This is a genomic window from Enterobacter wuhouensis (assembly GCF_004331265.1).
In the GTDB taxonomy this organism is placed as follows: domain Bacteria; phylum Pseudomonadota; class Gammaproteobacteria; order Enterobacterales; family Enterobacteriaceae; genus Enterobacter; species Enterobacter wuhouensis.
Genome location: NZ_SJOO01000002.1, coordinates 317,497 through 339,364 on the forward strand (window position 1 = coordinate 317,497; position 21,868 = coordinate 339,364).

Here is a 21,868-nt window from a genome sequence, read left to right on the forward strand (position 1 = left end):
AGGGGATCGCAATGCGTAAGCAGTGGCTGGGGATCTGCATTGCAGCGAGTTTACTTGCTGCATGTACAAGTGATGATGGTCAGCAGCAGGCGACCGTTGCGCCGCCGCAGCCTGCGGTCTGTAATGGCCCAATCGTTGAGATTAGCGGTGCCGAACCGGTCTATGAACAGCCGAACGCAACGGCAAATCAGGATTACCAGCGCGACGGCAAAAGCTACAAAATCGTTCAGGACCCGTCCCGCTTCAGCCAGGCTGGCTTTGCCGCTATCTATGATGCGGAACCCGGCAGTAATCTGACCGCGTCTGGCGAAGCCTTCGACCCAACGCAGCTGACGGCTGCACATCCAACGCTGCCTATCCCGAGCTATGCCCGCATAACAAACCTGGCGAATGGCCGAATGATCGTGGTGAAAATTAACGATCGCGGCCCTTACGGTAACGATCGCGTGATTTCACTCTCTCGTGCGTCCGCCGATCGCCTGAACACCTCGAACAATACCAAGGTCCGTATCGACCCGATTATTGTGGCGCAGGATGGTTCGCTCTCCGGGCCAGGCACAGCCTGTACGACGGTGGCAAAACAGACTTACGCCCTCCCCGACCGCCCGAATCTGGACGGCGGAATGGGAAGCGTGTCTTCCCCGGCTGAGCCTGCTCAGCCCGGGGGAGAAATTCGCCCCATCAGCAACGACACCCTGCAAAGCGATGACAGCACGGATGCTCCGGTAAAAAGTAGCGGCTTCCTGGGCGCGCCGACGACCTTAGCCTCGGGCGTGCTGGAAGGCAGCGAGCCAACGCCCGCTCCTGTAGCCACGCCGGTTACTCAGCCAGCGCCCGTAACGGCTCCGACTACCGCGCAAAGTGCGCCAGCGTCTGCTCCGGCCACCTCTGCGGGCGGCTTTGTGGTGCAGGTTGGCGCGGTGAGCGATCGGGCACGTGCGCAGCAGTATCAGCAGCGCTTGACCCAGCAGTTTGATGTCCCGGGCCGCGTTGAGCAAAACGGCGCGGTCTGGCGTATCCAGATGGGGCCGTTTGCCAGCAAATCGCAGGCAGTCGCCCTGCAGCAACGTTTGCAAAATGAAGCGAAATTGCAGTCATTTATCACTGTTGCGAAGTAATTAATCGGCGGTATCCGAATTGTCAATTTGTGTAACTTACATTCACAAAGTCGCACTGAAAGTCGGATGCCTGCCTGTATAGCTTTTGCTATAGTAAGGCACTTTTTTTAATTCCATCACGGATGTCGTAGTTCGACCATGAAGACCACTTTCTCTGCTCGTTTTGTGCAGCGCATCGCGCTCACCACGGCCCTTTGCGCGGCTGCACTCTCTGCAGCGCACGCGGATGACCTGAACATCAAGACCATGATCCCTGGCGTTCCGCAAATCGACGCGGAATCCTACATCCTGATCGATTACAACTCTGGCAAAGTTCTGGCTGAACAGAATGCCGATGCCCGTCGCGATCCGGCCAGCCTGACCAAAATGATGACCAGCTACGTTATCGGCCAGGCCATGAAGGCGGGTAAATTCAAAGAAACCGACCTGGTGACCATCGGTAACGATGCGTGGGCAACCGGTAACCCGGTGTTCAAGGGTTCATCGCTGATGTTCCTGAAGCCTGGCATGCAGGTACCCGTTTCTCAGCTGATCCGTGGTATCAACCTGCAGTCCGGTAACGATGCCTGCGTGGCAATGGCCGATTTCGCCGCGGGCAGCCAGGACGCGTTTGTTGGCCTGATGAACAGCTACGTTTCTGCGCTGGGCCTGAAAAACAGCCACTTCCAGACCGTACATGGCCTGGACGCAGACGGTCAGTACAGCTCCGCACGTGACATGGCCCTGATTGGTCAGGCCCTGATCCGTGATGTGCCAAACGAATACACTATCTACAAAGAAAAAGAGTTTACCTTCAACGGCATCCGTCAGACCAACCGTAACGGCCTGCTGTGGGATAACAGCCTGAACGTTGACGGTATCAAGACCGGCCATACCGATAAAGCGGGCTATAACCTGGTGGCTTCCGCCACTGAAGGCCAGATGCGCCTGATCTCCGCCGTGATGGGTGGTCGCACCTTCAAAGGCCGCGAAACCGAAAGTAAAAAACTGCTGACCTGGGGCTTCCGTTTCTTCGAAACCGTGAATCCGCTGAAAGCGGGGAAAGAGTTCGCCTCTGAGCCGGTCTGGTTCGGTAATAACGATCGTGCTTCGCTGGGCGTGGATAAGGACCTTTATCTCACCATTCCTCGTGGCCGCATGAAAGATCTGAAAGCGAGCTACGTGCTCAACACCACCGAGCTGCACGCACCGCTGCAGAAAAACCAGGTTGTGGGCACCATCAACTTCCAGCTGGATGGCAAAACCATCGACCAGCGCCCGCTCGTAGTCCTGGATGAAATTCCGGAAGGCAATTTCTTCGGCAAAATCATTGATTACATTAAATTGATGTTCCACCACTGGTTTGGCTAAAAATTGAACACTTGAAAGTGTGATTTTGATCCCCATATACTAAGTATCCTGATAACTCCCACCTGACGTGGGAGTTATTATTTTTTGACGTTACGCCGGAGCTGACATGAAAACCAAACTTAACGAACTGCTTGAATTCCCTACCTCATTTACTTACAAAGTGATGGGTCTGGCGAAACCTGAGCTGGTTGATCAGGTGGTTGAAGTGGTACAGCGCCATGCGCCGGGCGACTACTCTCCGTCAGTAAAACCAAGCAGCAAGGGCAACTACCACTCGGTTTCTATTACCATCACCGCGACTCACATTGAGCAGGTTGAGACGCTGTACGAAGAACTCGGCAATATCGAAATTGTTCGTATGGTGCTGTAGTCCCTCTGCGGTTACCCGGTTTACCGGGTAACCCGCCTCCCCGCTGTGATATACTCCCTCCCATCTTTTGTCCCTCGTCTTCGGAGACGTTGTTGTGTTCCAGGATAAAATTCTCGTCCGTCAACTCGGGCTTCAACCTTACGAGCCTGTCTCCCAGGCCATGCATGACTTCACCGATTCACGCGACGACACCACCCCCGATGAGATCTGGCTGGTTGAGCACCTTCCCGTGTTTACGCAGGGCCAGGCAGGGAAAGCCGAGCATTTATTGATGACGGGCGATATCCCGGTGATTCAGAGCGACCGTGGCGGGCAGGTGACGTATCACGGCCCCGGGCAGCAGGTGATGTACGTTTTGCTTAATCTGAAACGCCGTAAGCTGGGCGTACGCGAACTGGTTACCCTGCTGGAACAAACCGTGGTTAACACGCTGGGTGAATACGGTATAGAAGCCCATCCGCGTGCCGATGCGCCGGGCGTTTATGTTGGTGAAATGAAGATCTGTTCTTTAGGCCTGCGCATCCGTAAAGGCTGCTCGTTCCACGGGCTGGCATTGAATATAAATATGGATCTCACGCCGTTTCAGCGCATCAATCCTTGCGGCTATGCCGGAATGGAAATGACGCAAATGCGCCAGTGGGTTGAGACCGCTACGCCAGATAATATTCGTCCTGTACTTTTAAACAACTTTTTAGCGCTGCTTAACAATCCTTCCCACGAATATATCCCTGCTTAATACATCATACATCCTGGCTCGATTATTTGACGGGCCACTGCTTATTTGCCGCTTTTATACTTTACAATAATCCGCAGATTCTATATTTTCGAAGCGCCCGAATATTGGCGTTACATATTATTTACTCTACAGCCATTGCTGCCTGCAGAACCTATGTAACTTGCGTGATAATCACACAACTGTTTGTTTTTGATAAACAAGTGAAACACAACCAGCACTTTACGAATCTCTACAAGCATAATAAATAAATTCAACTATCATTCATACTATGAATGAATACGGAGTGAACGCGTGGAGTCTACTAATTTACCAGCCAAACGCCTGAATGAACCTGGTGGACAAGATAAGCCGCAAATTTTTCGGACTTTACGTAATATTGATCTCAATTTGCTGACTATTTTTGAGGCGGTATATGTCCACAAGGGTATCGTTAACGCTGCGAAAATTCTTAATCTCACGCCATCGGCAATTAGCCAGTCAATTCAAAAATTGCGCGCGATATTTCCTGACCCCTTATTCATTCGTAAGGGTCAGGGGGTTACGCCAACCGCCTACGCCACGCATCTTCACGAGTACATCAGCCAGGGGCTGGAATCGATCCTGGGGGCACTGGATCTAACCGGTAGCTATGACAAACAGCGGACCATCACCATTGGCACCTCCCCTTCTCTGGGGGTTCTGGTGATGCCGGCCATCTACCAGGCCATAAAACAGCATGCGCCGCAGCTGCTGATTCGCAACGTTCCCATAAATGAGCCGGAAACTCAGCTGGCGCAATTCCAGACCGACCTGATAATCGACAGCAATAGCTTCACTGCCAGAGCCTTAGGGCAGAATGTTCTCTATGCCGACCATCTGACACTCGTGTGTCGGCAGCAGCATCCAGCGTTCAGCGAACCTTTAACCCTGGAAAGCCTGCGCAAGTATGAGCATTCGTCGTTCATGACCGAGGGCCATGGGCAGAACCCGCAGCGTCAGCGTTTAGACGAACTCTTCCCTGAACGCCAGATCAGCTTTAGCAGTTACAATATGTTTACCGTAGCAGCCCTGATTGGCAGCAGCGACATGCTCTGCGTGATGCCTGTCCGCCTCTTCAATCTGCTGCGCAAATGCTGGCCGCTGCAGAGTATTCCGCTGAGCCAGCTCAATGCAGAAACGGTTGAAATATCCGTGCATTACAACAAGCTAAGCCTGCGCGACCCGGTACTGGAAAACGTCATTAACGTCATCCGTCAGGCCTTCTGACAGCGACGTGCAGCATAAGCCCCTGCGCCATGCAGGGCAAAAGGCACAAAACAACAACTATTTTACAAATTGGCGACCCGGCAGGCTGCTTTATCGACCGTTTCAATGATATACTGCCTGTCGTTGGTTCAAAAATAGTTGATAATTACAACATTCCCTTGAATTGAAACGCTTTCCTTCGATATTCGCAACTGGAACACGCACGCTATGAGTAAACCCATTGTGATGGAACGCGGTGTTAAATACCGCGATGCCGATAAAATGGCCCTTATCCCGGTTAAAAACGTGGCTACAGAGCGCGAGGCGCTGTTAAGAAAACCGGAATGGATGAAAATTAAACTTCCGGCTGACTCTTCGCGTATCCAGGGGATCAAAGCGGCGATGCGCAAGAATGGCCTTCACTCCGTGTGTGAAGAAGCTTCTTGCCCGAACCTTGCTGAATGTTTTAACCACGGTACCGCGACGTTTATGATTTTGGGTGCCATCTGTACCCGCCGCTGTCCGTTCTGCGACGTTGCGCATGGCCGCCCCGTTGCGCCTGACGCGAACGAGCCGCTTAAGCTGGCCCAGACCATCGCCGACATGGCCCTGCGTTATGTCGTCATCACCTCCGTTGACCGTGACGACCTGCGCGACGGTGGAGCACAGCACTTTGCGGATTGCATTACCGCCATCCGTGAAAAAAGCCCAAGCATTAAGATTGAGACGCTGGTGCCTGACTTCCGCGGCCGTATGGACCGCGCACTGGACATTCTGACCGCAACGCCGCCAGACGTGTTTAACCACAACCTTGAGAACGTGCCGCGTATCTATCGTCAGGTCCGTCCCGGCGCAGACTACAACTGGTCACTGAAGCTGCTGGAGCGCTTTAAAGAAGCCCATCCGCATATTCCGACCAAGTCCGGCCTGATGGTTGGCCTTGGCGAAACGAATGCCGAAATTATCGAAGTGATGCGCGATCTGCGCCGCCACGGTGTGACCATGCTCACGCTGGGCCAGTATCTGCAGCCGAGCCGCCATCACCTGCCGGTACAGCGCTACGTCAGCCCGGATGAGTTCGATGAGATGAAAGCCGAGGCGATGGCGATGGGCTTCACCCACGCGGCCTGCGGTCCCTTCGTTCGCTCGTCTTACCATGCCGATATGCAGGCGAAAGGCGAAGAAGTTAAATAAACCTGTAATATCCTTTTACACTAATACAAAAAAACCGGCCTCATGTGCCGGTTTTTTTTTCGCAAGCCCGCAGGCATTGCCGTTACTCTTTGTGAGAAAGCTTCTCTGCAGGAACGTCATCCTCGGCGCTTTTCTTCGCAGCCGCATCATCGTCGTTCATCGCCTTCTTAAAGCCTTTAATGGCTGCACCCAGGTCTCCACCCAGCGTGCGTAACTTCTTGGTACCAAACAGCAGGACGACCAGTGCGGCAACCACCAGCAGTTTGGTAATACTAATCTCACCCATAGATACCTTCTTTACATAAAACAGGCTGCATTCAGCCCCAAAAACCCGATCGTATTAACGGTCATTTGGCGCGTGCACACAATAGCAATCTGTAACGAGATGAATCAAGCATTGTTGAAAAAATCATCATAATAATTGCGGTGGCGCAAACCGCCGGTTACGAAGAACGGGTAATTGCTGGCGCGCAAGCGCAATTCTTTCTGAAATTATCTCCGCCATCAATAAAACCGGCGCTTCCGCCGCCGCCGCGACCGTCACGCCCAGCGGATCGACCACCCTGCTCTGGCCAATATTTTTATTTCCGCACTCGCCTGCCGCGACCACATAGCAGGTTGTATCCAGAGCCCGTGCGGCCAGCAGCGTTGCCCAGTGATGCTCCTTTAACGCGCCCCTGACCCAGGCGGCGGGTAAAACCAGAATATCCGCCCCCTGTAGCGCCAGGTTCAGTGCCAGCTCGGGGAAACGCAGGTCGTAGCAGGTCATCAATCCAATCCTGAACCCACACACGTCCAACAGCGGCGGAACGGTGTCGCCCGGATCAACGAGCCTGGATTCCTGAATACTGAATGCGTCATAGAGATGTAGCTTCGCATAGCTTGCGATAACTGCCCCCGCCCGCAGGACCACCAGCGTATTCACAGCTCGCCCTGGCGTAGAGGGTACATGAATAGTCAGAACGGTGGTCAGGGCATTCCCGGCACTCTCCTGACACAGCATGCGTATAAATGCCCCGTCAAGCGGCTGCGCTGACTTTACCGAGAGATCGGGATCGTTGTCATTCCTCGCCAGAAGGGCTTCCGGGAGAACCAGTAAAGATGCCCCTTTCAGCCGTGCCTCCGCCATCAGGGAGATACATTTTTGCGCATTAACCTCCCAGTCGGGCGTCACCGCAAACTGCCCTACCGCAACATACATATTTGTCCCCTGGTCATAATCGGCGTTAAACTCGATGATCTTATAGATCAAATAGCAGGTATTTAGCGTGTTACAACTACTTATAGCCGTTTTTATCGGTGGGGGCACGGGTAGCGTTGCGCGATGGCTTTTAAGCATGCGGTTTAATCCCCTGCATCAGGCTATTCCGATGGGAACCCTGGCAGCAAACCTGATTGGCGCATTTATCATCGGCATGGGGCTCGCCTGGTTTAACCGTATGACCCATATTGACCCCATGTGGAAAGTCCTGATTACCACCGGTTTTTGCGGCGGCCTGACGACTTTCTCAACCTTCTCTGCCGAAGTGGTTTTTCTGATTCAGGAAGGGCGAATCGGCTGGGCGCTGACCAACGTTGCGATTAATATGCTCGGCTCATTTGCGATGACGGGGATCGCATTTTGGCTATTTTCTTCCGCCAGCGCGCACTGACCATCGGGACGTTAATGTTGGCTTAATTTTTCTCTGTCACTCTGAGGGCAATACTGAACGAGGGTGACAGAATGAAAGAGAGCTTGATGAGTGCGGGAATGGTGTTGTTAAGCGTCCTGATTATCGCCAGCTTCCTGAAAATGTATCTGCTGGGTTGATTCAAAACGAAAAAAACCCGCTCAGTGAGCGGGTTTTGAAATTCTTGCTGACGCGTCTGAATTACAGAGCGATTACGTTAGCAGCAGAAGGGCCTTTGGCACCGTTAGTGATTTCAAACTCAACGCGCTGACCTTCAGCCAGGGTTTTGAAACCATTAGACTGGATTGCAGAGAAGTGTACGAACACATCTTTGCTGCCATCTTCAGGAGTAATGAAACCGAATCCTTTGGACTCATTAAACCACTTAACGTTACCTTTAATCTTAGACATCAAAATTACCTTTACATTAAAAAACGACACAAATGCTGTGTCGGGTATCAGTACACCAATTGCGGGACCTTTTGTCCAGCGGTTCTTTGATAAAAAGTGACAAAAGTCGCGTTAATTTTTGCCGGGCGTTTTTTATCCTATCGGTTTCAACATCAGTGCATTTTTTCACCAATACGTCACGTTTTTTCAGTTAAAACTGAAAACGCATCCACGCGAAGTAAACGTTACCGTTGTTATAGGTTCCGGGTATGTAAGTCATCTGGAAAGTTGCCGGTCCATAGCCAATGGAGGCCAGCGGCAAAAGCACCGGAATCGGAATGTACTTCCAGTTATCGCGCGCGGTAAAGCCAGCGGTATAGCCCAGCCCAAGGCGGAAGTTATCATCAGCCAGCGGGCGCCAGGTTTTCTCCCAGCCGTAACCGCCGATAGGCTCCCACTTATTGTATGAGTCCTTAAAAGCCATCAGATAGAGCCCGTGCCAGTTGCCTTTTTCATCCCAGCGAGACTGGCCAAAACCCGCACCCCACGGACGTTCGTTATAGCGATCCGTTTTTTCTTTGTCGTACGCGAAACGCGCGTGCCAGGTTATGGCTGGAATATAGAGATCATAGTGTTCTGGCTCCTTCCAGGTTTGCGAAACGTTGTCCGTAAAGGTAGAGAACCAGCCTTTATCGGCCTCGTTACCTTCTGCCTGCGCAACAGAAGAGAAGGTTAACTGTCCAAAAATAAACAATAAAATGAGAAAAAATCTATTCCGTACGATCACAATGCAATTACCATTCTTAGTATTCAAAGCAAAGTTTACCATAGAATACTTGAATGAAGTCTTAACAACATCAGCGTTATTCTTAATTAATGACGGGAGTTATGGGAATATTCCGATAGGTAACTTCCTGCACACCCAAATAAGCATATGCAGGAATGTATATTTAACGTTGATGTAACAATTTATACAGGGCGGGAATAACCAGCATCGACAGTAAGGGGGCCGTCACCATTCCACCGATCATCGGCGCAGCGATGCGTTGCATCACCTCAGAGCCGCTGCCACCGCCCCACATGATGGGCAGCAGCCCCGCCATGATAGTTGCCACCGTCATCACTTTTGGACGCACGCGCAGCACCGCGCCCTCATGAATAGCCCGCATCAATACCGCATTTCCACCGTCAGGATCGCGACTTCGGTATTTATCCAGCGCATGATTTAGATAGAGAATCATAATTACACCGAATTCCGCGGCAACACCAGAAAGAGCGATAAATCCTACCGCCCCCGCCACAGAGAGATTATATTCAAGCAGCCACAGCAGCCAGACTCCACCAATAAGAGCGAAGGGTAATGTCCCCATTATTATCAGGACATCCGTCACCCGCTTAAACGTCAGCCAAAGCAGCAGAAATATAATCATTAGCGTTAGCGGCAAAACTATTTTGAGCTTCGCCGTTGCGCGTTCGAGATATTCAAACTGACCGGACCAGGAGAGCGAAACGCCCTGGGGCAAAACCACATTTTCCGCTACCCGTGTTTGCATTTCATCCACGGCGGACTTCAGATCGCGTCCGCGCAAATCGACATAGATCCAGTTGGACAGGCGGGCGTTTTCACTTTTCAGCATCGGCGGCCCCTCGGTAACAACGATATCTGCCAGCTCTCCCAGCGCCACCTGGCTACCGTTCGCCGCAATCACCGGTAACACCCGCAGCTTGTCGACGTTATCGCGCAGATCGCGCGGGTAGCGCAGATTGATCGGGTAACGCTCCCGTCCGTTGAGCACCTCGCCAATGTTATCCCCACCCACCAGCGTCGAAACCATGCTCTGCAGTTCATCAACGGAAACGCCATAGCGGGCGGCCTTCTGCCTGTCGATTCGAATGTCGACGTAGCGCCCGCCCGCCAGCCTCTCCGCCAGCGCAGACGTCACGCCGGGAACGTGCTTCACCACCTGCTCAATTTGCTGCGCCACGCGCTCGATATCCGCAATATTATTGCCGTTCACCTTAATGCCTACCGGGCTTTTAATCCCGGTTGCGAGCATATCAAGACGGTTGCGAATAGGCGGAACCCAGACGTTAGCAATGCCGGGCAGCGATACCGTTTTATCCAGTTCCTCGACCAGCTTCTGCGGCGTCATGCCGGGCCGCCACTCCTCGCGAGGCTTAAAGTGGATGGTGGTCTCCAGCATGGTTAACGGCGCGGGATCGGTTGCCGACTCCGCGCGTCCGGCTTTACCAAACACGCTTGCTACCTCCGGGACGCTTTTGATTAGCCTGTCCGTTTGCTGCAACAGACGCGAGGCCTCCCGGGCAGAGATACCCGGCAAGGTAGACGGCATATACAGCAGATCCCCTTCGTCCAAAGGCGGCATGAATTCACTCCCCAGGCGGCTTAGCGGCCAGAGCGTGGCGAGTAAAAGCGCGAACGCCAGCACCAGGGTGGTTTTGGGGAAGGTCAGTACTTTATCCAGCAGCGGCTCATACAGGCGGATCAGCGCGCGGTTAATCGGATTGGCTTTCTCATCCGGGATTTTCCCGCGGATAAAATAGCCCATCAGCACGGGGACCAGGGTGATCCCAAGCCCCGCCGCCACGGCCATTGACCAGGTTTTGGTAAACGCCAGCGGCGAGAACATCCGCCCTTCCTGCGCTTCAAGCGAGAACACCGGGATAAACGACAGGGTGATAATCAGCAGGCTGCAAAAAAGTGCCGGCCCTACCTCTACCGCCGCACGCTCCGCCAGACGCCAGTACTCTCCCGACGCCGGCTCTTTGCCCGGATTATCATGCCGCCACTGCTCCAGCACCTTGTGCATGTTCTCAATCATCACAATCGCCGCATCCACCATCGCGCCGATGGCGATGGCAATACCGCCCAGCGACATAATGTTCGCGTTGATCCCCTGATAGTGCATCACCACGAATGCGCCCAGGATGCCCAGCGGGAGCGAAACGATCGCCACCAGAGCCGAGCGGAAATGAAACAGGAACAGCGCGCAGACCACCACCACCACGGCAAACTCTTCAAGCAGCTTGTGGGTCAGGGTTTTGACGGATGCCTCAATGAGCGTGGAGCGGTCATACACCGGGACAATCTCAACGCCCTGCGGCAGCGTTTTCCGTAACGCTTCCAGCTTCTCTTTCACTGCATGAATGGTCTCCTGAGCGTTCTGCCCGTAGCGCATCACGACGACGCCACCGGCGACCTCGCCTTCCCCGTTAAGCTCCGCGACGCCACGGCGGATTTCAGGGCCGAAGCCAATCGTCGCGACATCCTTGAGAAGGATGGGTACACCGTCGCGGCTGGTGATAACCACGTTGCGGAAATCGTCCAGCGAGCGCAAATAGCCGGTGGTTCGCACCATATACTCCGCCTCGCCCATTTCCAGCAGCGCACCGCCGCTCTCCTTATTCGCTGCCTGAACGGCACCGGAAAGCTGGCTGTGGGTGATATTAAGCGCGCGCATCTTCGCGGGATCGGCCACAATCTGATACTGGCGTACCATGCCACCGATACTTGCCACTTCCGACACGTTAGGCACCGCCTTAAGCTCAAATTTCAGCGTCCAGTCCTGAATGGCCCGCAGATCCGCCAGGCTATGCTTGCCGCTGCGATCGACCAGGGCATACTCGTAAATCCAGCCCACGCCGGTAGCGTCCGGCCCCAGGGACACCTTAACGCCGGCAGGAAGCTGCGATTGCACCTGACTCAAATACTCCAGGACTCTGGAACGCGCCCAGTAGAGATCGGTGCCATCTTCAAACAGCACGTAGACGTAGGCATCCCCAAACATGGAAAAGCCGCGAACCGTTTTCGCGCCGGGCACCGAGAGCATCGAGGTCGTCAGCGGCCAGGTCACCTGATCTTCAATCACCTGTGGCGCTTTACCCGGATAGCTCGCCTTGACGATAACCTGCACGTCCGACAGATCGGGAAGCGCATCCAGCGGTGCACGCTGCACCGACCACACTCCCCAGCCGACCATCACCAGCGCGGCCAGGATCACCAGCAGCCGGTTTCGTAACGAAGCCCGAATAATTGCCGCAATCATGGCGTCACCTCCGGCATTACGCTCCGCAGGCTGGCTTCAGAGTCGATCAGGAACTGCCCGGAGGTCACCACGCTGTCGCCTTCTTTCAGCCCCGAGCGGATCTCCGTCCACCCCTGCGCCGTTAGCCCCGTCTCGACATTCACCGGATGGAAATAGCCGTCGCCCGTGGCAATGAGAAGACGTGAAGATCCCCCGCTATTAATCACCGCCTCTTCGGGCACGGCGAGCACGGGCGGACGTTTGGATTCTTCCGCACGGGCAACGGTGAGGTACATTCCCGGTTTGAGCTTTTGCCCGGGATTCTCCAGCACCACGCGCGCTTTTAGCGTTCGGGTGGTCGTATCCATCTGCGGCAACAGCTCGCTGACGGTGCCGTGGAACTGCTCGCCGGGCCAACTCTCGCTGGTAGCGATCATCTTATTGCCCACCGCAAGAGACTGTGCCTGCGTCTGGGGGTAATCAATGACCAGCCAGACGGGATCGAGGCTGGCGACCTCAAAAAGGGGCGCAGTTGCGGTAATTTGCGCACCTTCCCGCACGTCCAGCTTCACCACGTATCCCGCCTGAGCGGCACGAAGCGTCATTGTCGTTTGGGGCTTTCCGCTGCGTTCCAGCGTTCTGATGACCTCTTCCGGCATAAACTGCAGCGCAAGCCGTTCGCGCGCCGCCTGCGTCAACCCGGCATCGCCAAGCTGGCGAACCGCCAGATACTCCTGCTGCGCCGTCGTCCACTGCGGTATCCACAGCTGCGCCAGCGGTTCCCCGGCTTTCACCTGCTGCTGAGGCGCGTTGACAAACAATTTCGTTACCACCCCGCTGGCCGGAGCCGAGACGACCGACACGCTGCGTTCGTCCGTGGATACCGTGGCAAAGGCCGAGAAAGGCGATACCAGCTGGCGCACCTGCGCCCTGGCCGTTTTCATCCCCAGATTTTGCTGCTGCTGCGTGCTGATGCTAACGCCAGCCGCGGCTTTCTCTTCATCGGCATAGCGCGGTACCAGATCCATATCCATAAAGGGCGATTTGCCCGGTTTATCGAATCGCTGTCCGGGCACCATGGGGTCGTACCAGTAAAGCACCTTGCGTTCAGCGGGTTGAGAAGGCGTTGCTGTTTGATGGGGCCGTTTCGTTCCCGCGTAGTAGCCGCCGCCGGCGGCCACGATGACGGCGATCGCGACGGCCGTTAAGGTTGTTGTTTTCATTGGGCAAGCTCCTGCGGTATCAACCAGTTCACGGCAGCCCAGGTTCGCGCCATCTCGCGCTCGGCCTGATTGACCGCCAGCGCCGTGTCCAGCACGCCGCGGCGTGCCTCCAGCAGCGTCGAGAGATCTGACTGTCCGGAGCGATACTGCGCCGTCAGCACATCCAGCCGCTGGCGCTGTAAAGGCAACACCTCATCCCGCTGGCGCTGCCACAGGGTTTGTGCCGCCTGATACTGCGCCACCAGCGTCTGGACCTGCGCAACGTGCTCGCGCTTGAGGAGCGTGAGCTGGTCGACCGCCTGCATAGAGCGGGAAACATCGGCGGCATAATCCTTGTCCTGACGTCTGGACTGGAAAAGAGGCAGATCCACGCTGAACATCACCCCTGCCATATCGTCATAGCCTTCGGCACGGTGGGCGTAGAACACCTCGACATCCACGTCCGGGATCGCAGCCACTGCGGATTGAGCAGAACGGGCTTTCGCCGTCTCCGCCTCGCGGCGTGCCGCTTCCACTTCCGGGTGCTGGGCAATGCCTTCCTCCAGCGTTTTCTCCTCTGCCGGGAGCCGTTGATAGCGTGGTAACGGGCCGCGCACGTCTGAAATCGCTCGCCCCGTCAGCTGCAGGAGACGGCTTTGCGCCAGCCGTACGTCACGCTGTGCAAGCGTCTCTTTATCGCGCATGGCGCTCAGGGTCATCTGCAGCGCCAGCACGCTGTCCGGGTTCGAGCTGCCCGCGCCGACGCTCGCCTTCTGCACCCCGCGTTGACGCTCGGTTTCGCTGACCAGATTTTTAGCCGTGCCAAGCGCCTGCTGCGCGAGCGCCAAATCCAGCCATGCCTGAGCGGTATCGCGCTGAAGGGCGGCACGGATGGCCTCCGATTTCGCCAGCACCCCTCTCGCCTGCGCCTGTAAAGTCTGTGCCTTACGGTCCCGCTTCTCTGAACTGACGTAGCGTTGCATGAAGCCAATCTTCTGCATGGTCATGCCTTCACGCGTCATGCGCCCGTCGTTATTGCCCTGCACAGGAACGTTTTCTATGCCGAACTTCAGCTTCGGATCGGGTAACTGCGTGGCGGAATCCGCCATTGCATCCAGCGCCTGCGCTTCGTTGCGGCTGGCAGAAAGCTCCGCCGAATAGCGCTGTGCCTCGGTCAGGGTCTGTTCGAGCGTCCACGGCTCCGCCTGCACGGCGGAGCTGAGAAGGCCGAACAGCACCCCACCGAGCCACAGGCTCAGTGTGTGTTGTTTCATGGTGTCCTCGCTTAGCGCTCTGGCGTCAGCGAGACGATCCGGAAGCCGTCACCTGCACGCTCAAGCGTGAAGGTCACCTCGTCACCCGGTTTCGCACCGTTCAGCTTTGCATCCGGGGATAAGGTGAACGGCATGGTCATCGGAGGCCATTTCAGTTCGGGTATGGCGTCGTGCTGGAGCATGACGGAACGATCGGAGACGGACTGAAGCACGCCGTGGCCCTGCCAGCTCTGGCTGGCCTGAACGGAAAAAGAAGCTACAGAAACGGACGCGCCGAACAGCGCGGAAAGGAATAAAGCACGCATGATAAAACTCCTGTTAAACGTTAATTGAATAAAAACAACGGATTAACAGGGTTATTTACTCTCTGAACCGGCAATAGCGTATCGTTGCCGGCGGCCCTACTGCTGGAGGGGTTACTGACCACGCAGAATGGCTCGCGGAGGTGCATTCTGGCGGATTCAGGGTGAGGGTCATGGCGGCAGGGATCGCCACCAGCTGCGGTTGGGCAGGATCTTTTTGTGCCTGATCCGGCACGCAGTGTTTCTCACAAAGCGGTGAAGCATCAGCAGTGCTGTGAATCCCCGGCGTCGCCATCATATCCATATGCTGGATAGCGGCCACCTCGCCACGCACGTCGATGGTGCAGCTGTGAGACGCGACGGCAACCTGACTCTGGATCATCAGCCAGCCAAACGCCATCAAAAACATCAACAGATGCTTTTTGAGAAAGCGCAGGCGATAGGTCCAGCTGGCGTGCATAGTGGGATCGTCAGGTTGAAAAAAGTGGCGAGAGTATAGGCAGGCAAAAGAATGAATGAAAAGCGCTTTTAACGAGTTTTACGTTACATCTCCTTCCCGGGGGAAATTACCTCCAATGCATTAACAGTTGACTATCAATTTAATGACATATAATGGTGTCTTAGCGGGTCAATATCGATATGGCATAAATGTTAGTGCGGTGGCAAAAATATCGTCGATATCTCCTTTAGTAGTATCTTTATTGATTTTAATCAGCAAGGACTGGCCATTAATTCGGCACATTCTCACCCTTCTTTTATTTTATTGATTTTTTGTGCTCTCGGGCAGCAAGGATACAGGGGAAACCATGCTTACGTTTATCGAACTCCTTATCGGAGTCGTCGTCATCGTCGGTGTAGCACGCTACATCATTAAAGGATACTCGGCCACCGGAGTGTTATTTGTCGGCGGCTTAACGCTGCTGATCATTAGTGCCCTAATGGGACATCCGGTTTTACCTGCCAGCGAAACCAGCACGGGCTATACCGCGACGGACATTGTTGAGTACATTAAAATTCTGCTCATGAGCCGCGGTGGCGATCTGGGCATGATGATTATGATGCTGTGTGGTTTTGCGGCCTATATGACCCATATCGGCGCGAACGATATGGTCGTGAAGCTGGCGTCCAAACCGCTGCAGTATATTAACTCCCCTTATCTGCTGATGGTTGCGGCCTATTTCCTCGCCTGCCTGATGTCTCTGGCCGTTTCATCGGCCACCGGTCTGGGCGTGCTGTTAATGGCGACCTTATTCCCGGTGATGGTTAACGTCGGCATCAGCCGCGGCGCGGCGGCGGCAATCTGTGCGTCCCCGGCGGCCATTATTCTTTCCCCGACGTCCGGTGACGTCGTGCTGGCTGCAAAGGCCGCTGAAATGTCGCTCATTGACTTCGCCTTTAAAACCACGCTGCCTATTTCCATTGTGGCTATCGTGGGAATGGGGATTACCCACTTCTTCTGGCAGCGCTACCTGGATAAAAAAGAGAACATCAGCCATGAGATGATGGACGTGAGCGAAATCACCACTACCGCGCCGGCGTTCTACTCAATTCTGCCCTTCACCCCTATTATCGGCGTGCTGATTTTCGACGGCAAATGGGGCCCGCAGCTGCACATCATCACCATTCTGGTTATCTGCATGCTGCTGGCCGCGGTGCTGGAGTTTATACGCGGTTTCAACACGCAAAAAGTGTTCTCTGGCCTGGAAGTCGCCTATCGCGGGATGGCCGATGCCTTCGCGGGCGTGGTCATGCTGCTGGTTGCCGCGGGCGTATTTGCGCAGGGCCTGAGCACCATTGGCTTTATCCAGAGCCTGATCTCCATCGCCACCTCGTTTGGTTCAGCCAGTATTATTCTGATGCTGGTCCTGGTGGTGCTGACCATGCTGGCGGCGATGACGACCGGTTCCGGTAACGCGCCGTTCTATGCGTTCGTGGAGATGATCCCGAAACTGGCGCACTCCTCCGGCATTAACCCGGCCTACCTCTCCATCCCGATGCTGCAGGCGTCCAACCTTGGCCGCACCATTTCTCCGGTATCAGGCGTGGTGGTTGCGGTTGCGGGGATGGCAAAAATCTCGCCGTTTGAAGTGGTTAAACGCACCTCGGTGCCTGTACTCGTCGGCCTGATCATCGTCATCATCGCCACGGAAGTGCTGGTTCCCGGCGCGGCCTAAGCGAAATTCCTGCTGTTCCAAAAGCGCCTGCGGGCGCTTTTTGTGCTTTAATAACTTCCAGAAATAAATCGCACCCCACCGATCAGGAAATCAAATGTTCAGGAAGGATATCGTTATCCCGTCTGGCGCAATGGCGCTTGCACTCTGTGTATTATCCGCACAGGCAGACCCACTCAAGGCAACGCAATATGGCGATTTCGATCGCTACGTTCTGGCTCTTTCCTGGCAGACCGGTTTTTGCCAGAGCATGGTCGAACGCAATCGCAATGAACCTGACGAATGTCGTCTGCAAAAAGAGAGCAACACCAAAACTGATTTTTTGACCGTCCACGGACTGTGGCCGGGCCTGCCGAAATCCATCGCGGCGCGCGGCGTGGATGAACGCCGCTGGATGCGCTTTGGCTGCGCGACGCGCCCTGTCCCGAATATGCCGGAGGCGAAGGCCAGCCGTAAATGTTCTGCTGCCGAAACGGGGCTATCGCTGTCAGGAGCCGCAAAGCTCAACGGCGTCATGCCCGGGGCGGGCGGAAACTCGTGCCTCGAACGCTACGAATATGCCAAACACGGCGTCTGCTTCGGTTTTGATCCTGACGCCTACTTCGGCACCATGGTGCGTATGAACCAGGAAGTGAAAGCCAGCGCCGTGGGCCAGTTCCTTGCGGCAAACTACGGTAAAACCGTCAGCCGCAACGATTTTGACAACGCGGTGGCTAAGGCCTGGGGTAAAGATAACGTCAGAGCCGTTAAGCTCAGCTGCAGCGGTAATCCTGCTTATCTGACCGAAATGCAGATCTCCCTCAAAGCCGACACCATCAATAATCCGCTCTCTGCCGCATCCTTTGCGCCACAGCCTCATCCGGGCAACTGCGGCAAACGATTTACCGTCGATAAGGTCGGCTATTAACCCCCGCCGGGCACCCTTTGCCCGGCTTGTCATTCATTTCCGTTATATGACGATTCGCGTCACACTTCCGCACACCTGTATCATTTATCCAGCCATTGCATTATTTATCCGGTAAACACAATCGAAAACTCACCGCCATAATCGTTCCGTCACCTACAGGAGGAATTTCACATGGCTAAAAAATTGATTGCACTGTGCGCGTGCCCGATGGGCCTGGCGCATACCTTTATGGCCGCTCAGGCGCTGGAAGACGCTGCGGTTGAAGCAGGTTACGAGGTCAAAATTGAAACCCAGGGCGCGGACGGTATTCAGAATCGCCTGACGGCGCAGGATATTGCCGACGCCGACATCATTATCCACGCCATCGCCATTACGCCGGAAGATAACGAGCGCTTTGAAACGCGCGACGTCTACGAGATCACGCTTCAGGACGCCATTAAAAATGCGGCGGGCACCCTGAAAGAGATCGAAGAGATGATTGCAGCAGAACAATAATAATCCTCAACCTCAGGGGTTTTCGTCATGGCAATTAAAAAACGCAGTGCGGTTCGCCCGGAAAGTCACGAGGGCTACACGCTCGCAATCAAACCCGCGCCGGTCGCCGCGGGCGGTACCTTCTGGAAAGAGCTTCCCCAGCACATTATGTCGGGCATCTCCCGCATGGTGCCGACGCTCATTATGGGCGGGGTGATCCTCGCTATTTCACAGCTTATCGCTTACGTCTGGCTGGAAATCCCGCCGGATACCGGCATTATGGATGCGCTGAACTCGGGCAAATTTACCGGATTTAACCTCTCCGTTCTGAAGTTCGGCTATCTGACGGAGTCCTTCGGCGGGCTGCTGTTTAGCTTTGCGATCCCGATGTTCTCGGCGTTTGTCGCCAACTCCATCGGCGGCAAGCTGGCCTTCCCGGCCGGATTTATTGGCGGCCTGGTCGCTACGCAGCCCACGCTGGTGCTGAACTTCGATCCTGAAAAACTGACCTGGCTTGCCACCAAACCGGTGCCTTCCACCTTTATAGGTGCGCTGATTATCGCCATTGCCGCTGGCTATCTGGTGAAATGGCTGAATGCCAAAATCAGCGTGCCGCAGTATCTGCTGGCCTTCAAAAGCACGTTTCTGATCCCGATTATCTCGGCCCTGTTCGTGATGCTGGCAATGTACTACGTCATCACCCCGATTGGCGGCTGGTTAAACGCCGGCATGCGCGCCCTGCTGCTTGCCGCAGGCCAGGCAGGCTCGATGATGTACGCTATCGGCATGGCCGCCGCGACGGCCATTGACCTCGGAGGCCCCATCAATAAGGCGGCGGGCTTTGTTGGGCTGGGATTAACCACCGACCACGTGCTGCCGATTACGTCACGCGCCGTCGCCATTGTCATCCCACCGATTGGTCTGGGGCTGGCAACGCTTATCGATCGCCGCCTGACCGGTAAACGCCTGTTTAGCCCGCAGCTTTATCCGCAGGGAAAAACCGCGATGTTCCTCGCCTTTATGGGCATCAGCGAAGGGGCGATCCCGTTCCTGCTGGAAAATCCGCTCGCAACGCTGCCTGCCTACATGATCGGCGCCATCGCCGGGGCGATGACCGCGACCGCGCTGGGCGCCGTGCAGTGGTTCCCTGAATCGGCCATCTGGGCGTGGCCGCTGGTGACCAATCTGGGTGCCTATATGCTGAGCATCCTGGTCGGCGCGGTGATTACGGCGCTGCTGGTGGTGACTATTCGGAACGCCTTGCACAAGCGCGGAAAACTCGCCATCGATACGCTGTAACGGAGTAAAAAAGATGGATTTACTGACAACGCTTCGCGGCTGGCTCACGGCAGAAAAACTGGACGGCGTCCTGATCGCATCGCGTCAGAACAAACAGCCGCATCTGGGCATTTCAACCGGGTCGGGCTACGTGCTGGTCACGAAAACCCGCGCGCATATCCTCGTCGATTTTCGCTACTACAACGATATCGCGTCGCGCGCGGCGGGCTACCAGATGCATCTGCTCGATGCCGCAAACCCGTTTGCCGCGGTGGTGAACCGGATTGTTGCCGACGAGGGCCTCACCGCGCTGGGTTTTGAAGGCGAACACGTCAGCTGGCAAACGGGCTGCCGGTGGCGCGACGCGCTGCATGCGACGCTTTGCGGTATCTCCCTCGACGCACTGCGGCAGATAAAAACGGCGGACGAAATTGCCCGCATTCGCGCGGCCTGCCGCATTGCCGACGGCGCGGCGCAGCATATCCGGCGCTTTATTCTGCCGGGCATGCGCGAGCGCGACGTCGCCGCCGAGCTGGAGTGGTTTATGAAGCTGCAGGGGGCGGACAAGCCCTCTTTCGACACCATCGTAGCCAGCGGGCCGCGCGGCGCACTGCCGCACGGTAAAGCCTCTGACAAAGTGATTGAGGCAGGCGAGCTGGTCACCCTCGATTTTGGCGCCCAATACCAGGGATACTGCTCGGACATGACGAGGACCTTCCTTGTCGCCGGGCAACAGCAGGCGCCTGAGGACCACCCGCTCTATGCGATCTACCAGATCGTGCTGGAGGCGCAGCTCGCTGCGATCCGGGCGACTCGCCCGGGCGTTCCGTGCCGTCAGGTGGATAGCGCCGCGCGCGAAATTATTGAACGCGCAGGCTACGGCCCGCAGTTTGGCCACAACACCGGCCACGCCATCGGCATTGACGTGCATGAAAATCCGCGCTTCTCGCCCACCGATACTACGCTGCTGCAGCCCGGTATGCTCTTGACCGTCGAACCGGGCATCTACCTTGACGGCGTGGGCGGCGTGAGGATTGAGGACGTCATTCTGGTGACGGAAACGGGCGCCGAGGTGCTTTACGACACCGATAAAACGCTGCTGCTGACGGGGGAACGCTGATGGACCATGAATTACTGCGCGCGCTGAGCGAAGCCGATGCCATTGCGGCGTCAGAGCAGGAGGTGCGCGATATCCTGATCGCGGAGGCACAGAAGTACCATAAAGAGGTGCAGTTTGACGGCCTTGGCTCAGTGCTCATCCGCGTGAACCAGAGCAGCGGGCCGAAGGTGATGGTTTGCGCCCACATGGATGAAGTCGGTTTTATGGTGCGCAGCGTGTCCCGGGAAGGCGCGATTGACGTTTTACCCATCGGCAACGTACGCATGATGGCCCGCACGCTACAGCCCGTGCGCATCACCACGCGCGCCGGCGCTAAAATCCACGGCCTGCTGGATGGGGATGTTAAAGGCGATACCGTAGACAATCTGCGCGTCGACACGGGAGCGACCTCAGCGGAAGAGGTCTTTGCCAGCGGCATTGACGCAGGCGATCGCGTGACCTTCGATACGCCTTTTCACGCCCTTCCCCACGGCCGGGTGATGGGCAAAGCCTTCGACGACCGCCTGGGCTGTTACCTGCTGATTAGCCTGCTGCGCGAGATGCATCAGGCTCCGCTTGAGTGTGAACTGTGGCTGGTTGCCAGCTCCAGTGAAGAAGTGGGATTGCGCGGCGGACAGACCGCCACGCGAGCGATTAACCCCGATATTGCGCTGGTGCTGGATACCGCCTGCTGGTCAAAAAACTTTGATTACGGCAGCGCGAATCACCGGCAAATCGGCGCGGGGCCAATGCTGGTGCTGTATGACAAAACCCTTATCGCCCCGCCGAAACTCACCGCCTTCATCGAAAAAGTGGCGCGCCCGTTAGGCATCCCGCTGCAAAAAGATATGTTCAGCAACGGCGGTACGGACGGTGGCGCGGTGCATCTTTCCGGCACGGGCATCCCCACCGTGGTGCTCGGCCCCCCAACCCGGCACGGGCATTGCGCCGCGTCGATTGCCGATGAAAAAGACATTGAATACACCCATCAACTGCTTGTCGCGCTGGCGGCATGCATGAACCGTGAGACCGTGGCTCACCTGACGGACTTCAGGTGCTGATC

The 21,868-nt window shown here is 55.8% G+C and carries 22 protein-coding genes; 13 read left to right on the forward strand and 9 right to left on the reverse strand.

The window, feature by feature from the left end; translation table 11 throughout:
* The first annotated feature begins 11 nt into the window (after positions 1–11).
* The 6 genes from rlpA to lipA all read left to right on the forward strand — a co-directional run bounded on the left by rlpA (position 12) and on the right by lipA (position 5,992).
* The gene (rlpA, locus tag E0L20_RS05550; protein ID WP_131633073.1) at positions 12–1,118 is read left to right on the forward strand and encodes an endolytic peptidoglycan transglycosylase RlpA; all 1,107 of its coding nucleotides are present in this window, start codon (positions 12–14) and stop codon (positions 1,116–1,118) included.
* 138 nt (positions 1,119–1,256) lie between these two features.
* Positions 1,257–2,468, forward strand: a complete 1,212-nt coding sequence (dacA, locus tag E0L20_RS05560) for a D-alanyl-D-alanine carboxypeptidase DacA (protein WP_131633074.1) — start codon at positions 1,257–1,259, stop codon at positions 2,466–2,468.
* Positions 2,469–2,574: 106 nt separating this feature from the next.
* Entirely contained in the window at positions 2,575–2,838 is a 264-nt protein-coding gene (gene ybeD / locus E0L20_RS05565; protein ID WP_006177135.1) for a DUF493 family protein YbeD, read from the forward strand.
* 94 nt (positions 2,839–2,932) lie between these two features.
* A complete protein-coding gene (gene lipB, locus E0L20_RS05570; protein WP_131633075.1) occupies positions 2,933–3,574 on the forward strand; it encodes a lipoyl(octanoyl) transferase LipB in 642 nt (213 codons plus the stop codon).
* Between the two features lie 291 nt (positions 3,575–3,865).
* On the forward strand, positions 3,866–4,819 hold the full coding sequence (locus tag E0L20_RS05575) for a YbeF family transcriptional regulator (RefSeq protein WP_131633076.1): 954 nt from the start codon (positions 3,866–3,868) through the stop codon (positions 4,817–4,819).
* Positions 4,820–5,026: 207 nt separating this feature from the next.
* The gene (gene lipA, locus E0L20_RS05580) at positions 5,027–5,992 is read left to right on the forward strand and encodes a lipoyl synthase (protein ID WP_131633077.1); all 966 of its coding nucleotides are present in this window, start codon (positions 5,027–5,029) and stop codon (positions 5,990–5,992) included.
* An 82-nt stretch (positions 5,993–6,074) separates the two neighbouring features.
* On the opposite strand, the gene tatE is transcribed toward lipA, so the two are convergent.
* The gene (gene tatE, locus E0L20_RS05585) at positions 6,075–6,278 is read right to left on the reverse strand and encodes a twin-arginine translocase subunit TatE (RefSeq protein ID WP_014069320.1); all 204 of its coding nucleotides are present in this window, start codon (positions 6,276–6,278) and stop codon (positions 6,075–6,077) included.
* Positions 6,279–6,404: 126 nt separating this feature from the next.
* Positions 6,405–7,193, reverse strand: coding sequence for a deaminated glutathione amidase (locus E0L20_RS05590; RefSeq protein ID WP_131633078.1), 789 nt, complete (start codon positions 7,191–7,193; stop codon positions 6,405–6,407).
* Positions 7,194–7,260: 67 nt separating this feature from the next.
* Here E0L20_RS05590 and crcB point away from each other — a divergent pair, with 67 nt between their 5' ends.
* Positions 7,261–7,644, forward strand: a complete 384-nt coding sequence (gene crcB / locus E0L20_RS05595) for a fluoride efflux transporter CrcB (RefSeq protein WP_131633079.1) — start codon at positions 7,261–7,263, stop codon at positions 7,642–7,644.
* Between the two features lie 219 nt (positions 7,645–7,863).
* On the opposite strand, the gene cspE is transcribed toward crcB, so the two are convergent.
* The 7 genes from cspE to E0L20_RS05630 all read right to left on the reverse strand — a co-directional run bounded on the left by cspE (position 7,864) and on the right by E0L20_RS05630 (position 15,336).
* Positions 7,864–8,073, reverse strand: coding sequence for a transcription antiterminator/RNA stability regulator CspE (cspE, locus tag E0L20_RS05600; RefSeq protein ID WP_002439184.1), 210 nt, complete (start codon positions 8,071–8,073; stop codon positions 7,864–7,866).
* A 190-nt stretch (positions 8,074–8,263) separates the two neighbouring features.
* The gene (gene pagP / locus E0L20_RS05605; RefSeq protein ID WP_165500685.1) at positions 8,264–8,881 is read right to left on the reverse strand and encodes a lipid IV(A) palmitoyltransferase PagP; all 618 of its coding nucleotides are present in this window, start codon (positions 8,879–8,881) and stop codon (positions 8,264–8,266) included.
* A gap of 121 nt (positions 8,882–9,002) precedes the next feature.
* Entirely contained in the window at positions 9,003–12,119 is a 3,117-nt protein-coding gene (locus tag E0L20_RS05610) for an efflux RND transporter permease subunit (RefSeq protein WP_131633081.1), read from the reverse strand.
* Positions 12,116–13,321: an efflux RND transporter periplasmic adaptor subunit gene (locus tag E0L20_RS05615; RefSeq protein WP_131633082.1), complete on the reverse strand. Its 1,206-nt coding sequence runs from the start codon at positions 13,319–13,321 to the stop codon at positions 12,116–12,118. Before E0L20_RS05615 ends, E0L20_RS05610 begins: the two co-directional genes overlap by 4 nt.
* Positions 13,318–14,574: a TolC family protein gene (locus E0L20_RS05620; RefSeq protein WP_131633083.1), complete on the reverse strand. Its 1,257-nt coding sequence runs from the start codon at positions 14,572–14,574 to the stop codon at positions 13,318–13,320. The genes E0L20_RS05615 and E0L20_RS05620 overlap by 4 nt, the downstream gene beginning before the upstream one ends.
* 11 nt (positions 14,575–14,585) lie before the next feature.
* Entirely contained in the window at positions 14,586–14,879 is a 294-nt protein-coding gene (locus E0L20_RS05625; protein WP_131633084.1) for a copper-binding protein, read from the reverse strand.
* A 55-nt stretch (positions 14,880–14,934) separates the two neighbouring features.
* Complete coding sequence (locus tag E0L20_RS05630; RefSeq protein WP_131633085.1) at positions 14,935–15,336, reverse strand: hypothetical protein; 402 nt, start codon at positions 15,334–15,336, stop codon at positions 14,935–14,937.
* 346 nt (positions 15,337–15,682) lie between these two features.
* Here E0L20_RS05630 and dcuC point away from each other — a divergent pair, with 346 nt between their 5' ends.
* The 6 genes from dcuC (at position 15,683) to ypdE (ending at position 21,866) form a co-directional block, all read left to right on the forward strand.
* Positions 15,683–17,050, forward strand: a complete 1,368-nt coding sequence (gene dcuC / locus E0L20_RS05635) for an anaerobic C4-dicarboxylate transporter DcuC (protein WP_131633086.1) — start codon at positions 15,683–15,685, stop codon at positions 17,048–17,050.
* Positions 17,051–17,144: 94 nt separating this feature from the next.
* On the forward strand, positions 17,145–17,954 hold the full coding sequence (gene rna, locus E0L20_RS05640) for a ribonuclease I (protein ID WP_131633087.1): 810 nt from the start codon (positions 17,145–17,147) through the stop codon (positions 17,952–17,954).
* Between the two features lie 171 nt (positions 17,955–18,125).
* Positions 18,126–18,449: a PTS fructose transporter subunit IIB gene (locus E0L20_RS05645; protein ID WP_131633088.1), complete on the forward strand. Its 324-nt coding sequence runs from the start codon at positions 18,126–18,128 to the stop codon at positions 18,447–18,449.
* Between the two features lie 27 nt (positions 18,450–18,476).
* The gene (locus E0L20_RS05650) at positions 18,477–19,727 is read left to right on the forward strand and encodes a PTS fructose transporter subunit IIC (protein ID WP_131633089.1); all 1,251 of its coding nucleotides are present in this window, start codon (positions 18,477–18,479) and stop codon (positions 19,725–19,727) included.
* A 13-nt stretch (positions 19,728–19,740) separates the two neighbouring features.
* Positions 19,741–20,826: an aminopeptidase gene (gene ypdF, locus E0L20_RS05655; RefSeq protein ID WP_131633090.1), complete on the forward strand. Its 1,086-nt coding sequence runs from the start codon at positions 19,741–19,743 to the stop codon at positions 20,824–20,826.
* Positions 20,826–21,866 (forward strand): aminopeptidase, encoded by a 1,041-nt coding sequence (ypdE, locus tag E0L20_RS05660; RefSeq protein WP_131633091.1) that lies wholly within the window; start codon positions 20,826–20,828, stop codon positions 21,864–21,866. Before ypdF ends, ypdE begins: the two co-directional genes overlap by 1 nt.
* Positions 21,867–21,868: the final 2 nt, after the last annotated feature.